This is a genomic window from Microbulbifer hainanensis (genome assembly GCF_014904735.1).
Classification (GTDB): domain Bacteria; phylum Pseudomonadota; class Gammaproteobacteria; order Pseudomonadales; family Cellvibrionaceae; genus Microbulbifer; species Microbulbifer hainanensis.
Genome location: NZ_JACZCR010000054.1, coordinates 15,592 through 30,651 on the forward strand (window position 1 = coordinate 15,592; position 15,060 = coordinate 30,651).

Annotated in this window: 11 protein-coding genes; 1 reads left to right on the top strand and 10 read right to left on the bottom strand. The window is 60.8% G+C overall.

Going from position 1 to position 15,060, the window contains the following annotated elements:
* Positions 1 to 40 precede the first annotated feature (40 nt).
* The 7 genes from IG168_RS19175 to IG168_RS19205 all read right to left on the bottom strand — a co-directional run bounded on the left by IG168_RS19175 (position 41) and on the right by IG168_RS19205 (position 10,396).
* Entirely contained in the window at positions 41 to 637 is a 597-nt protein-coding gene (locus tag IG168_RS19175) for a YbhB/YbcL family Raf kinase inhibitor-like protein (protein ID WP_193166222.1), read from the bottom strand.
* On the bottom strand, positions 634 to 1,626 hold the full coding sequence (locus tag IG168_RS19180) for a threonine ammonia-lyase (protein WP_193166223.1): 993 nt from the start codon (positions 1,624 to 1,626) through the stop codon (positions 634 to 636). The genes IG168_RS19175 and IG168_RS19180 overlap by 4 nt, the downstream gene beginning before the upstream one ends.
* Positions 1,627 to 1,724: 98 nt before the next feature.
* Entirely contained in the window at positions 1,725 to 3,149 is a 1,425-nt protein-coding gene (locus tag IG168_RS19185) for an aldehyde dehydrogenase family protein (protein ID WP_193166224.1), read from the bottom strand.
* Between the two features lie 203 nt (positions 3,150 to 3,352).
* On the bottom strand, positions 3,353 to 4,231 hold the full coding sequence (gene ampE / locus IG168_RS19190) for a regulatory signaling modulator protein AmpE (RefSeq protein WP_193166225.1): 879 nt from the start codon (positions 4,229 to 4,231) through the stop codon (positions 3,353 to 3,355).
* Positions 4,232 to 4,352: 121 nt separating this feature from the next.
* Positions 4,353 to 4,922, bottom strand: a complete 570-nt coding sequence (gene ampD, locus IG168_RS19195; RefSeq protein ID WP_193166226.1) for a 1,6-anhydro-N-acetylmuramyl-L-alanine amidase AmpD — start codon at positions 4,920 to 4,922, stop codon at positions 4,353 to 4,355.
* Positions 4,923 to 5,050: 128 nt separating this feature from the next.
* Positions 5,051 to 7,612 (bottom strand): DUF1631 domain-containing protein, encoded by a 2,562-nt coding sequence (locus IG168_RS19200; protein ID WP_193166227.1) that lies wholly within the window; start codon positions 7,610 to 7,612, stop codon positions 5,051 to 5,053.
* 435 nt (positions 7,613 to 8,047) lie between these two features.
* Positions 8,048 to 10,396: a DUF1631 domain-containing protein gene (locus IG168_RS19205; protein ID WP_193166228.1), complete on the bottom strand. Its 2,349-nt coding sequence runs from the start codon at positions 10,394 to 10,396 to the stop codon at positions 8,048 to 8,050.
* Between the two features lie 336 nt (positions 10,397 to 10,732).
* On the opposite strand from IG168_RS19205, the gene nadC reads away from it, so the two are divergent.
* Positions 10,733 to 11,587, top strand: a complete 855-nt coding sequence (nadC, locus tag IG168_RS19210; protein ID WP_193166229.1) for a carboxylating nicotinate-nucleotide diphosphorylase — start codon at positions 10,733 to 10,735, stop codon at positions 11,585 to 11,587.
* A 24-nt stretch (positions 11,588 to 11,611) separates the two neighbouring features.
* Here the strand turns inward: nadC and IG168_RS19215 are convergent, their stop codons facing one another.
* The 3 genes from IG168_RS19215 to IG168_RS19225 all read right to left on the bottom strand — a co-directional run bounded on the left by IG168_RS19215 (position 11,612) and on the right by IG168_RS19225 (position 15,032).
* Complete coding sequence (locus IG168_RS19215; protein ID WP_193166230.1) at positions 11,612 to 11,908, bottom strand: sll1863 family stress response protein; 297 nt, start codon at positions 11,906 to 11,908, stop codon at positions 11,612 to 11,614.
* Between the two features lie 155 nt (positions 11,909 to 12,063).
* Positions 12,064 to 13,623 (bottom strand): glycosyl hydrolase family 18 protein, encoded by a 1,560-nt coding sequence (locus IG168_RS19220; protein ID WP_193166231.1) that lies wholly within the window; start codon positions 13,621 to 13,623, stop codon positions 12,064 to 12,066.
* A gap of 11 nt (positions 13,624 to 13,634) precedes the next feature.
* On the bottom strand, positions 13,635 to 15,032 hold the full coding sequence (locus tag IG168_RS19225) for an isoprenylcysteine carboxylmethyltransferase family protein (protein ID WP_193166232.1): 1,398 nt from the start codon (positions 15,030 to 15,032) through the stop codon (positions 13,635 to 13,637).
* Between the last annotated feature and the right edge of the window lie 28 nt (positions 15,033 to 15,060).

The window sequence follows — 15,060 nt, forward strand, 5'->3', positions numbered from 1 at the left end:
TATTGCGTCCTTATGGTCGGCCCGCTTACGCGGGCGTTTTCTAGCGGCCGTAGTGCACTTCCAGCTCCGCCTCCGCCAGTTTGTTGGCATTGACGTTAAAACCCACCTGCGCCGGGGTCGCGTTGAAATCCAGCGGCAACTGCTCAACTTTCAGCGCATAGATCCTGAACTGGTAGCGGTGATCACCGTGCCCCTTTGGCGGACAGGCGCCGCCATAGCCCGGATTACCGTAATCGTTGCGAACCTGAATGGCCTCGGGAATCAAACCGTTTTTCAGCTCCCCTGCCCCTTCCGGCAAACTGGTCGTCTCGGCCGGGATATTGAACACCACCCAGTGCCACCAGCCGCTGCCAGTGGGCGCGTCGGGGTCGTAGACCATCAGCGCAAAACTCTTGGTGCCCTCCGGCGCGCCACTCCAGCTCAACTGTGGCGAAATGTTATCGCCTCCACAGGCCTCAAACACATTGGCATTGGGCATGCGTCCGCCCGGCTTCAGCGTATCGGAAGTGAGCGTGAACTCCTCTGCGCTTGACACCGCGGCAAGCCCCCACAGAATACTGAATGCCACCAGTTTAGCAGCCCAGCCGTTACAAAAGCCGCCACGCCCGCGGCGGTCATTTGGCAGAAAAAGTTTCATTGCGCCTCCTCAGCCTCACCGAATAATTCGGAAACCCGATTCAGATCCATATTGCCACCGGTCAACACCGCAACGACATTCTTGTTGCGGAAACGCGCATCGTGTTCCAGTACTGCAGCCAGGGCCACCGCTGCAGAGGGCTCCACCAGCTGTTTGGTACGCGTCCACAGCAGTTGCATCGCGCGGATAATGCCCTGCTCCGATACCGTCACCACATCCCGCACCGTGCTGCGAATCACTGCAAAGTTGCGCTGGCCAAGTGTCGTGCGCAGACCGTCGGCAATGGTATCAGGGGTCTGCGTGGTAATGTGCACGCCGCCGCGCAGAGAACGCTGGGCATCATCGGCACCCGCAGGTTCGGCGCCGATGACTATGATTTCCGGCGCCAGCGCAGCCACCGCCAGGCCGATACCCGCCAGCAAACCCCCGCCGCCCACTGGCGCAATAATGATGTCGGGCGTAAATCCCTGCGCGCGGCACTGCTTTACTATTTCCAGCGCCACGGTGCCCTGCCCAGCGATAATACGGCTGTCGTCAAACGGCGGGACGACGTGGGCAGCGGTCTGCTCCACCACGCGTTGCAATGCCTGTTCGCGATCCGCCAGTGTCGGTCCACAAATTACGATTTCTGCACCGTAACCGGCCACCGCTGCGCGCTTCGCCAGCGGCGCAGTCTCGGGCATCACCACGGTACAGGCGAGGCCCCGCTCGGCAGCGGCCCAGGCCAGCGCCGCGCCGTGGTTGCCGGAAGAGTGCGTGGCGACCATCGCCGTTTCCGCCGGCAGCTGTGATAGCGCATTGCAGGCGCCACGCGCCTTGAATGCACCGACTTTCTGCAGATGCTCACACTTGAACCACACGCTGGCGCAGCTCAGGTCGTTGATCTGGCGGCTGTTGATCAGTGGCGTACAGTGGATAAAGTCGGAGATTCTCTGCGCAGCACTGAAGACATCGGCACTACTGGGCAGGTCGTTGAGGTCGGTCGGCATAAATCGCTGGGCCTGTCGAATTTGGGACAACCCTTCAGGGGGTTACAAGCTGCCGCAGTGAAGCGGGGCCACCGCGGCAATTGCTCTGATCACTCAGCCTAGCGCAACAGTCGCAGCAATTTGAATTTCCGCGCACTGAAGGGCGCATAGCGAAGATCCAAATCGAAGATATTGCTGCGCTTCATGACCGCTTTGTAATGGCTGAAAGTCCGGAAACCGTGTTCGCCGTGGTATGCGCCGATGCCACTCGGCCCAACGCCGCCGAATGGCAGGTCGTGGGCCGCCATAAACATCATGCAGTCGTTGATACAGGCGTTACCGGAACTGCAGCGGGCGAGAATGCGATCGGCCGTCGCCTCATTCTGGGTAAACACATAGAGCGCCAGGGGTTTGTCTCGCTCATTGACGAACTGCTCAGCCTGGCTGAATTCGTCGAGTTCAATGACCGGCAGTACCGGCCCGAAAATTTCTTCCTGCATCACCGCCGTTTCCAGCCCGACATTGCGCAGCAACGTAGGGGCGACATAGCGGTTTTCCACGTCGACTTCGCCGCCGAAGAATACTTCGCCATCGGCAATATAGGCTGCGACGCGCTCGGCATGGCGCCGATTGACGATACGGCCATAATCGCTCGATGTGCGCGGATCCGCGCCGAACATCTCGCGCACGACTTTCTCGATCTCCGGCAACAGCCGCTCCGCCGTGGCGCGGGTGCACAGCAGGTAATCCGGTGCGATGCAGGTCTGTCCCGCATTGGTGAATTTGCCCCAGGCAATCCGCCGCGCGGCGACTTCGATATTGGCGTCGTCGGCGACGATACAGGGGCTCTTGCCGCCCAGCTCCAGGGTAACCGGCGTCAGATGGCGGGCGGCCGCAGTCATGACGATCTTGCCTACCTGGCCACCACCGGTGTACAGAATGTGATCCCAGCGCTGCTCCAGCAGCGCTGTGGTTTCCGGCACCGCCCCTTCGACACAGGCGAAAGCATCATTGTCCAGGTAGCGCGGCAGCAGTTCCGCCACCAGCTTTGAGGTGGCCGGCGCCAGCTCCGACGGCTTCAATACCGCGCAGTTGCCGGCAGCGATGGCCGGAACCAACGGAGACAGCAGCAGCTGCAGCGGGTAGTTCCAGGCACCGATAATCAGCACCACTCCTAGCGGCTCCGGCAAGATGTAACTCTTGCCCGGCTGCGCGACAATCGGCGTGGACGCGCGGCGGGGGCGAACCCATTTTTTCAGGTGCTTGAGGGCGTGGTCGATATCGCCGCAGACTCCGGCGACCTCGGTCAGGAAACCCTCCTGGGGCGCTTTGTGCAGATCCTTTTCCAGGGCCTGCAGAAAACGGGATTCGTTATCGAGAATCATCCGCCGCAGCTGTCCCAACTGCTGGCGCCGCCAGTTCAGATCGGCTGTCGTGCCGCTGCGGAAGTAGGTGCGCAATCCCGCGACCAGCGCCGCCGCATCGAGGCCATCACCGGCGTTCAGGGGCGAGGTCACAGGAGAATCTGTCGTTGGTGCTTCCATCGAGTGTTTCTCGCGAATTTGTCGTTGTTATTGGAGTTCAAACTTGCAGTGATAAGGTATCAGACTAGGGACTTCGTGACTGCAAGCGCCTGTTTTTTCGCGCAATATCCGGGGAAGCCTGGGGCAAGTCAAGGCGCCAATTGGAACAATGTTCCAAATTTGGCGCCAGTTCACCAACAGCGTGCTGGCCGCTTGGCGAATGACTAGGAATCGAACAGCACCGCCAGCGCCAGTACCGTCACCCACAACAGCAGCGCGCGGGACAGCAGCGCCTGCAACCCCTCCAGTTGCGCGCCGCAAACCCTCTGGCCCTCGGCCACTTCGAAACCGGCGCTGCACTCGCCCGCATCGATACCACCGAGCGCACCCTCGAGATAGTCTTCCAGTACTTCTGCCGTATTGCGCTCGCGGCAGGTCAGGCACTGGCGCCAAGCGCGATAGCAACCGGCGAAATTTCCCACAATGGCAAAAGTGAAGCCCATGACCCGCACCGGCAACCATTCCAGCAGCCACAACCAGCGCGCCGCCGTGGCATCCGCATTGCCCTCGTTGGCGCGCTCGGCGTACAGGGCGCTGAGGCGAAAGAGCAGTGCGCCGGGTATTCCCAGCAGAATGAACCAGAACAGCACCGCGAACAGGCGCTCAAATGCGCAGTAGGCCGCACCGCGAAACACCTGTTCGTGCAATTGCTGGCCGCTGCCGGCCTCCTCGCCGATATCCTGCAACAGCGGCGCCGCAGCAGTCCGCGCCGCCTCCAGATCGCCCTGGTACCAGTGGCGCAGGTAGTTCGACAGCATTTCGTTGAAATTGCCGCGTCCGAGGCAGTACAGCAGCAGCGGCACGCCGCACACCAGCGCGCCCAGCCAGCCGAGCAACGCATCGGCGAGCACCATGACGATGGCGACAGCCACCACCGGAGGCAGGATGGTCACCCCCAGCAACAGGCCCGGATTGCGCTGCAGGTCTCCGCGCGCTGCAAGGCGCCGGCGCCACCAGTGAAACCAGTCATCCCGGTGCAGGGGCGCCCCGGATCCCCAGAGCTGCACCAGCCCCAAAGCCAGCAACACCGTCAGAAGTGCCATAGTTCACACTCGAATAAAAATTGGATTAGGTAGGCAAGAATAACGCCAGCAGGCACAGGAAAAAACCACTGGGACGCAATTGCGGCTCCGCGGCTTGCGGAACAGGGGCCAACCCGGACGGTCAGGCCCGGGCTTCCAGTACCCGATCCAGGATGTCGCGGTAGCGCTGCCAGTCAAATCCGGGACCCGGATCCAGCTTGCGGCCGGGCGCGATATCGGAGTGACCGGTGATGGTGTCCCTGGTGATCAGCGGATAGGCATCCATGATGGCCGCCGTCACTTCCGCCAGCGACTCGTACTGGGCATCGGTATAGGTGTCGGTATCGAGCCCTTCCAGCTCGATACCTATGGAGAAGTCGTTGCAGTTGCAGCGCCCGCAAAATTCGGACTGCCCGGCGTGCCAGGCACGACGGTCGAGGGGCACATACTGGGTAACGGAGCCGTTGCGGTCGATCAGGATGTGCGCAGAAACCTGCAGGCCGGCGATCTCGGCAAAGTAGGGATGGGCGTCGCTGTCGAGCTGACCGAGAAACAGGGCATCGATATAGGGGCCACCGTATTCACCGGGCGGCAGGCTGATGCTGTGGATCACCAGCAGGTCTACGGCCTCACCTTCCGGCCGGCTGTTGCAGTGCGGGCTGGGTACCCGGCGCACATCAGACAGCCAGCCGGATTCCAATTGGTATTTCACGCGATCTCTCCGCTCTTGCACTCCGTCATATACTCGGGCCGGGCAGATAAAGCGGATACGCCGCTAGAACCTGCCTGGCAAGAGCCATTTTATGGAAGCGTTGATCGATATACCAATGCCACAACGGCTCAAACGGCTGCGGCTTCCTCTGCTTTCGATTCATCCACGCTGACCGCAATCTTTATCTCGCCGATATTACCGACGACGTACTGCAGCGCGCGCTCGAACAGTGGTCCCTTTTCCAGCGGCTTCATCACACCATCGCGCAGCGCGTGCGCCAGCTCCAGCCGGGCGTAGACAGCTACCTTAGCACCGGCACGATTCACGAACATGAACTGATCGAGATCCCGGATAATCGCCGCCAGACGGCAGCGCATCGGCGGTTTTCCCGAATTCTCCAGCATGAACCAGCTGTCTTTGAGGTGATAGGTTTGCTGCCAGTGTTCGTCGCTGATGGCCAGGGGCGACAGGCTGTGGTCTTTTTCCAGCGGCGCAGACTGTGCGACCTGCTGCAACTCTTCCACCGCCGGCAGATCGGTTTCCTGATCCAGCAGCTCAAGGGTCTCCACGCCAGGCATTTCCGCCACCTCTGCGGGCTCGACGATGGCGTCTCTGGCCAGTTCCTCCTCGGCTTCTGAGATGCCCGGTACCTCGGGAATCGCAACGATACTGTCGGCCTCCCGGCGCAGCTCCTGGACAAGGCGCTCGCGGGTGCGGCGCTCACGCTCGGATTCCACCCGTTCACCGAGCGCCTGGCGCTCGCGGTAAAGGCGGTCGAGCCCTCCCATCAGGCGCTGGCGGTCGCCGGCACCCAGCGACAGAGAGCGGGCCCCTTCGTCGAGTCGCTTGCGCAAGCCGGGCAACAATTGCTGCATTTTGAAACGGCTCTCCGGCATCGGTGCCACCACACTCCACACCAGGTCCCGCGCGGTCAGCACCGCGCGGCGCCAGTTGTCACTATCGGTTCCCTCTTTCAGGCAGGTTCCGAACAAGACGCTGTTCCACACCCGGTTGAGCCACTCGTGAACGACTTTGGGCAGCTTGCGTTCCGCAGTGAGCGCATCGAAAACTGCCGCCACGCGTGCCCGCGCGGCTTCCACCCGGGCATTGCCCTGTGCCTCGTCGACGGTGCGCCGCTCCAGAACCTGGGCGCGGCGGCGCTCGCGAGCGACAAACTCTTCAAAGTCCTGTAGCAATCCGGTGAAGATTTCTTCGTCCCGATCAAAGTCCTGCAGAACGCGTTCGACGATTTCGCAGATCTCGCAATAAAAAGGTTCCTTGCGGAAGTTTTCACCCGGCTGCCAGCCGATGGCCGCATCCGCCAGCGCGTTGAATAATTTGCGCGCAGGGTGGCCACCCTTGCTGAAAAACGACTTGTCGGCGACCGCCAGCTTCAGCAATGGTAGCTGCAGACGGATCAGCTGAACCTTGATCGGCTCGGCCAGGTTGCGGTCCTCCAGCATGAAGGAAAACAGCATATCCACCATGCGGATGACTTCGGTATCCAGCTCCTGCAGAGAGGCTCCCTGCTTCGCCTCCACCAACCGCTGCTCCAACAGGCTGTTGACGTCCAGTACCTGTCCGACCGGACCGGACTGCAGTGGCACCAGTTGCAGGGCACCCAGGTGCTGCAACAGATCCGGGGTCGCCAGCGGCGCGGCGCCCGCACCGGGAGGCAGCAGGCCGTAGCCACCGGCGCCCGACTGAGCGGGCGCGCCACCAGCATGTGCACCGGCACCCGCCATGCCGGGCGCAGCGCCTGCAGCAACTCCGCTCGCAGCCACACCTCCAGGCATGCCATAACCGCCGGTCATTCCGGCACCACCAGGTATTCCGCCGACACCTGGCATTCCCAGGCCCGGCGCTTGCCCAGACTGCGGCGCGCTGGCACTGCCATCGACTGGCGCACCCGCAGGGGCGCCCATTTGCGGCGCCACCGGCGTTGCCGGTGTTGCCGGTCGGGCACCCAGGCGCCGCTGCAACAGCGGGTCTTTCAGGGAGGGCAGCACGCCTTTGTCGATCAGCAGCTGGTTGCAATTCTGATAGAGGGAATTGAGTTTGATCCCGAGCAACTGCTCGAATTTCTTCAGCAGAATCAGCCGTGCGCGCAGGTGAATATCGAGGGGCTTGAGTGCGCGCTGCAGTGCCCGGCACAGTACACCCGGTGACAGCGGCATATTCTCGTCGTATACCTTGGTCGGCAGCAGCGTATCCAGGCGCAGTGACAACTCGGCAATCGGCGTGGCAAAGTCGCGCTTCGCCGCGGCAATGATGCTCTTCAGGGCGACCTGCTGCTCCAGGTCATCGTTCTGCACCAGAGAGAGTCCGGCGCTGTCCTGCGACTCCTCGGCTTCGAGCCCGCGGTACTCTTTTTCAATCTCGTGGAATCCCGCCTGCACCGCGTTGACGAAACGCTCGGTTATCCGGGTGCGCTCCAGCCGCAGCACGCGCAGTGCCTGGAACAGACCATCCTGTTCTTCCTGTAGATGCACCTTTTCCGCGGTGGCGAACAATGTGTCGTCGACACCCGCGAAAACCTCTTTCATCCGAGCGAATAGCCAGCTGCATGCGGTATCGCGCACACTGACGACAAATGGGGGCAAAGGGCGGGCCTGCGCCTCCCCTGCCGAAGAATTTTTGGAGTTATTCGCGGAAAACGCCACAACGCGCGGAAAATCTTTGGTGTCCATTCGTTCCTCTCTGCGCTATCGGGCGCCGAGTAATATCGTTGCTCCGTCGGTCGGCCTTGACCACAGCGGATACTACGTGCAACTGAAAAGGTCATCGTTTGTTATTTGCCAGATAAGGCTGGCGCCCGCCCCGAACGGGAAAGTCAATTTATTTTCGTTGTCAAAGTGCGACACACCTCACAATTTGAGGGTGACTGAACGCCTGCAGCGACTATCGGTTAATTGATCTGACAGATCAAGTCCTCGACAGTCATTGAGACGTCGATTTATTCGAAATTTTTTCAGAAGTTATCGGGTAGTCAGGTAAGACAGATGAATAAGACGCAATTCAAGCGGAATCGGTGGGCAATTCGTCGGCTCGGGGGGTCATGGCGACTGTGTCCCGAGCCGGGAGGGAATCAGGCCGACGGCCCTGAAAGTGGTACGGATTAACCGCTATTTTTCGCTGCGATTTTTGCGCACATTGCCGATAACGGACTGCAGCGCCCGCTCGAACAACATGCCGTCATCAAGCGGCATCAACTGGGTGGAGCGCAGAGCATGTGCCAGCTCGAGTCGCGCAAACTCGGCAACCTTGGCTCCGTTGCGATTCACAAAAATAAATTGATCGATATCCCGGATCACCGCCGCCAGGCGGCAACGGAACTGCTCTTCGCCGGAGCGCTTGAGTTCGAACCAGCTGCCCTGCGCCAGGCGGAATGTCATCTGCCAGTGCGGATCGCTCTCTTCCATCGGCGCCAGGCCCTCCTGCTCCGCTTCCGCGGGTGTCACCTCGGCCTTGGCAACGACCTGTTCTAGCTCTTCCATCTGCGGAACCGTGATTTCTTCCGCAGTTTCTACCGTTCCAGCTTCAACTTCGGTCTCCTGGACCACGGCCACGGCATCGGCCTCTTCTGCCGTCTGCTCATTGCGCAGCGCTTCTTCAGCCTGCTCGCGGGCCTCAAGCTCACGCTCCTCAGCCAGCTTCTGCGCCAGCGCAAAGCGTTCCCGGTAAATTTCCTTCAGGCCGGCAAAGAGTCCACGCGCCTCAAACGGATTCAGGGATACGGCTTCCACACCTTCGCGCAGGCGCTCCTGCAACGCCGGCAACAGGCCAAGCAATTGCTGGCGGCTGTCGGGCATCGGCGCCTGCACACTCCAGACGAGGTCTCGCGCTGTCCGCACGTCGCGGCTCCAGGCTTCGCTCTCCGTCCCTTCTTTCACACAGGTCAGGAAAAGCACGTTGTTCCAGACCTTTTGCAACCAGTCCTGCACGACCTCGGGCAGGTCGCGCTCCGCCATCAAAGCGTCCATCACGGCCGCTACCCGCGCCCGCGCAGCCTGGGTCTTGGCGCGACCGTCAGCCTCGTCGACCACCCGGCGCTCCAGCATCTCGGCACGCTTGCGCTCGCGCAGAATAAACTGGCGGAAGGATTCCGACAGCTGGGCAAAAATATCCACATCCTGATCGAACTCGTTCTGCACGCGGTCGACCACTTGGCTGACTTCCCGATACAGCGGATCCGATTCGTAATTGTCGCCGGCCTGCCAGCCGGTGGTGGCATCGGCCAGTTCATTGAGTAATTTGCGGGCGGGGTGTCCGCCCTTGCTGAAAAACGACTTGTCGGCGATCGCCACTTTCAACAGGGGCAGTTGCAGGCGCCCCAGCAGGGATTTGATCGGCTCGGCAAGGTTGCGGTCTTCCAGAATAAAAGAGAACAGCATCTCGACCAGCTTGATGATATCGCTGTCCACTTTCGCCAGCGAAGCGGACTGGTTGGCCTGGACCAGACGCTGCTGCAGCAGGCTGCCTACTTTGAGCAGCTGCACGCCGTCGGCCTGATATTCGACACTGGACTGCAGTTCGCCCAGATGCGCAATCAGGTCCGTGGAGGCCATTGGGGACAATCCGGCCGTGGCCGGCAGCAACCCCGGGGCAAACTGACCCGCGGGAATGGTTCCGCCCTGCATACCGCCGCCCTGAGCGCCTTCGCCATACGCACCACCGGCAATACCAGCTGAGGTCACAGTTCCCTGCGCACCGGCCATAACACTACCTGCACCGGGCGCAGGCTTCGGCCGCTGCGGGGCGGAACGCTGGCGGGCGACGCGGCGTTGCTCGTGCAGCGTCGGTAGAATCCCCTGCTCCACCATCAGGCGGTTGCACTGCTCATAGAAATCCTTCAGCTGTGCCATGACGACCTGCTCGAATTTTTTCAGCAGGGTCAGGCGGGCGCGGATATGGATTTCCAGCGGGCGTACGGCTTCAACAAAGGCATCGCAGATCGCATCCGGGCCGAGCGGGTTGTTCTTTTCGTAGATTTTGACCGAATAGAGGGTATCGAGACGCAGGCTCAACTCGGTAATCGGTTCGGCGAAATCGCGCTTGGCATTCGCCACCATGGTATCGACCGCGACCAGCTGCTCCAGGTCATCGTTATGGACCAGCGACAGGTTGTCGGAGGCAAAGTCATTATCATCCCCATCCGCGTCGCGGACCTCAAAGGCCCCGTCGATATTGGCACCGAAGCGCGCGGCAACATGGCGCCGCTCCACCCGCAGCAGGCGCAGCGCCTGGAACAGGCCGTCCTGCTCATCTTGGCCATGCGCCCGCTCGGCCATCGAAAACAGGGAGTCGTCGACCTTGGCAAACAGTTGCTTGATCTGCTCCAGCAACAATCCGCGGGCCTTCTCGCGCAGGGTGACCACTGAGGACGCCAGGACAACCGATTTCTTGCGAAGGGAGAAATCCAGTCCGCCGGCACTCTTTTCCGCCAGGGAAACCACGTTATTGGACTCGCTCATTTTCACGTCGACCTCGGGGTGCCGACCCGGCACCCTGCGCTGTTGATAGAGTGTGTGATGAACGCGGATGTCCCGCGCAAACCGTCGAATTCTTGGTATCTCGCGGCGGCGAATTGTTGTCCACCGCGGGCGGTATTACCGCAAGCCCCCATTCTACCGGGCCGTTCAGGGGCATGAACAAGTGCCAAGCTTGGATTTGAGACGCCTGTCACAGCTGCATAACCAGGAAAATGAGCGCCTCCCGTCAATGCGCCCGCGAGTCATGACAGCGTTGGCATTTACAATCCAAACCCCGCCACATTTGTTAGACTTGCGCCGACCAAGTAGAGGTTGACTATGCACCCACAAGACACCGACATCCCCAACCTGATTCCGGATATCCAGCGTGCGGTGGTTGCCGCACTTGCCGAGGATATCGGCAATGGCGACATCACCGCCCAGCTGATCCCCGCCGACCGCGATGCCCGCGCCCGGGTCATCACCCGTGAGGACTGTACCCTGTGTGGCCGCGCCTGGGTGGACGCTGTGTTCCAGCAACTGGATCCGACGCTGAAAGTCACCTGGCACTATGAGGATGGCGAACAGGTGGCCGCCGACTCGGTGCTGTTCGAACTCGACGGCAACGCCCGTGCCATCCTCACCGGCGAGCGCACGGCCCTGAACTTCCTGCAGACGCTGTCCGGCACGGCTACGGTGGCTGCGGCTTACGCCGCGCGCACCGCCGGCACTGAGATCAAGATTCTCGATACCCGCAAAACAATCCCCGGGCTGCGTACCGCGCAGAAATACGCGGTGCTCTGCGGCGGTTGCTACAACCATCGTATCGGCCTCTACGACGCCTTCCTGATCAAGGAAAACCACATTGCCGCCGCCGGCGGTATCGATCGGGCCGTCGCCCAGGCGCGCAGCATCAAGCCGGACGCATTAGTAGAAGTGGAGGTGGAAAACCTCGGTGAACTGCAGCAGGCGCTGGACAGCGGTGCCGACGTCATCATGCTCGACGAGTTTTCCGACGCGGACACCAAAACCGCCCTGCAGCTGGCCAGCGGCAAGGCGAAAATCGAGATTTCAGGCAGTGTTGACAGCGACCGGCTGCAACAGCTGGCCGGACTCAAGGTGGATTACATTTCATCCGGCAGCCTGACCAAGCACATGCGGGCTATCGACCTCTCACTGCGCCTGGAGCTCTGACTCGCGCTTTGGACCGGGCGAGACTCAGCGCATGCGATCCCGCGCCCGGTCCAGGGACTCCTTCAGTTCTCCCCAGGCCGTCTCCACACCGCTCTTGACTTCATCCCAGGCGTCGCCGCTCTGGTCGTGCAGGTGTTGGAGCTTCTCTTTCAGGTCATCGCGCTTACTGCGCAGCTCGTCCAGCTGCTCGCGGTAGCGGATCTCGGCGTCGGCCCCCGCCTCTTCGGTTTTTGCCTCGAGCTGGTCTATTTTGGCATTCCACTCTTTCAGCCTGGCCGCCATTTTCTTTTCGTAAGCCGTATGCACTTTGTCATCACTCATTGCCGCTGCTCCCATTTCGCTGTGGTTCCGCAAAGTGTAATCAGGCACCGGGCCATTTCACCGCCGGGAAATCTCTGGCCATTCCCGGTCACTGTCACCAAATAAAAAACGGGGCCTTGCGGCCCCGCTTTTGTCGTTCAAACAGCGGTTATCAGTTACGGCAGGTTGTGCACATGGCTCCCCACCGGTCCGGAGAAGATGCCACCGTCGTGCATATCCCAGTTGATTGACCAGGTCATGACACCGTTGAAAGTAGGATACGCCTGGCTCGGAGTCAGCGTGCCGCAATTGACCTGCGCCGTCAGGCAGTCCAGTGCGCGATTGATGTCCGCTGTCGTGGCAAAGCCACTGCTGGCGGAATTGGGACCCGAGGGAAGCGCCAGACCTATCTGTTCCGGTGCGAGTCCCTGGAAGTAGCCGGCCGAGCCGCCGCCCAGGGGGAAGCCCTCGATCAGCATCAGCGCCGAGGCCACCATCATATCCACCGATCCGGCCGCATAGGCCTGACTCTGATAGGGCGTGGACAGGCCACCGTTGTTGTAGAGCTGCACATGTAAAAGATCCAGCTCGCTACGCAGCTGGTCGATCATCGGCAGATAGGCGCCCCAGATACCGGTATAGGCCACATAGCCGCCCTGCACATAGGGGTGCTCCGGAGCCATCGACAGGTACATATTCGGGTACTGGGTCTTGAACTGCTTGACGGCCTTGACCAGATTATCCACCACCGGTGCTCCGTGCATGACACCGGCCCCGGATTCCAGGTCGATATCGATACCGTCAAAGCCGTATTCGTCCAGCATCGCCGCCGTGCTGCTGACAAAGTTCGCCACGTTTTCATCGCTGTTCAGCGTCACCGTGCCGTTCTGACCGCCGAAAGACACCACAACGATTTTGCCGGCGGCGCGCTTGGCGGCGATATCGGCAATGAACTGCTGTTTGTCCAGTCCCGGATCCAGATTGAACGCGACGCTGCCGTTGCCGGCGTCATCGGCGAATGCCACCACAATCACGTCCCAAACATCGGAGACTTCACTGATCCGATACAGGCCCGAGCCATTGTCGAAATTGTGCCAGTAGCCCACCAGCGCATGGTTCGGCAGCAGACCGCTGTTACCGCCGGATGAGTTCCCCCCGGACGAACTGCTGCCGGAACTACTGGATCCACCTGAAGAGCTGCTGGAGCCGCCTCCGGAACAGTCACCCACCTGGCTCCATGCATCCTGCCAGTATGTGCCCTCCCCCGGCGCATAGGCCCAGGCCGCGGTAGAGGAACACCAGCCAGCGATTTCACAGCGGAACTCGAGGCCGACGTTCTGCACCAGGTCTCCCTCGGCGTAGCTGTCGCCGGCCACATACTGCGGTGAGGTGCAGCTGCCGGTACTGCCGGAGGAAGAGCCGCCTGACGAGGACGAGCTGGAAGAAGAGGAGCTGGAAGAAGACGAACTGGAAGAAGAGCTGGACGAGGAACTGGAGGAACCGGCACCGTCGCAGGCACCGTCGTAGTGCCAGACGTCCCAGGTACCCGAGTGGGTCACCGGGTCCTCAGCTTGAGTCCACCAGTTCGCGGTGTAGGCGTTACTCAAGTGCTGGACGCTATCGCCGCCTACATAGACCGATGAATTTTCCCAGTCGGGGAGGTTGCTGCAGTCCACGGCAGCGGCATTCGCAGCTGCCAGGCAAAGGGCCGCGAATACAAACCATAACTTTTTCATTGTTGATTTCCTTATTCTGTCGCCAGGCGCCCCGTGGCCACGGCCGTTGCGGGCGGTCTGGTGGGTTCCCCGGAATCGTTGAACAGCCTTCCGGGCTTGAAGCGCAACAGCGGCAGCCAACGGCCGACAAAGGCAAACAGGCCGCGCTGTTCGATATAGCGCGCATAGGCGACGTAGTCCGGATCCCAGGACAGGTGTCGCTCCTCGGTGCGCGCGCGCATGAAGTAAACGAAATTGACCAGCAGCAACAACAGCGAATGGCGCAGGGCTTCCCCGCCAGTTGAACTCACCATAAAAGGCATTGAGATCATCCACCACGAGAGGTTCTTGCTGATATAGGCCGGGTGTTTGGTGTAACGGTAGGGACCGTTGGTGAGGATGCCCCGATGGGTGAGGTTGGAAAAACGAATTCCAAACGGCACGCTCGCCCAGACATAAAGGACAATCAACAACAGGATCACGCTGCCCCAGAGGATGTAGACCAACGGCGTATTCCAGAACCAGTAGCCCCAGGCCGGGCCCTGGTCGTATTTCAGGTAAGTGCCGGAAAACGCGCTCCAGAAGGGCTGGTAGCTGATCAGCGCAATGCCCCAGCCGAGAAAACTCGGCTCCGCGGTACGGATATGGGAGTCGAACAGCCGCAGCGTACAGGTGTATCCGACCGTTACGAATAGCAGGTCAATGTAATAGAGAAAGTTGAAACTGAAATCGAAAACCGCCTTGAAGCTGCCCTGCGCCCCACCCGCGACAAAACGCGTGAAGTCAAAATTCAGCAGCGTGGTGAGGTTATTGCCGAGATACACAAACATCAGCGGCAGGAAGAAGAGCTTCACCAGCCAGCCCAGCAACAGCTGGCCGATTGCACGGGTATCGGCATTTTTCCGACGCCCCAGCAACCAGCTGCCGAACTGCCAGTAGCTGTCTTTCGGTTTCAGCATAAAGCCATCGAGCCAGTAAAAATACGGCACTGCCAACAGCAACCACCAGGGCAGTACCGCTTTCACAACCGCGTAGTAATTGTCGTAGAAGGAACCGTGGTATTCGGGAAACAACCAGTAAACCCCGGCCACCAGTCCGACACAGGCGTAAAAGCCCAGCAGTTTCACTGCCGTGCGTGATCCTCCGCCGCGCTTGCGCTGTATCCGGAAATCCAGCCCCGCCGAGGCATTGCGATAGGGCTTCAGAAACAGCCACTCCAGCACAATGATCGGCACGGCGAGCGATACACAGACTACGACCAGCCCAACCGTCCGTGACGGCAGATGCTGCCCGTAGTCCCGCAACCACCACACCGCCAGTAGCGAAATGGCCAGCGCTATCAGGTTGATCAGGACACTGGTCGGCGCCTCAGGGCAAGCCGGCAACCCAGTCGCGGAAACTGCCTTTGCGGACTTTCTTATTTTTTTCATACGCGGGTCTCAGTAATTTGCCGCCCCG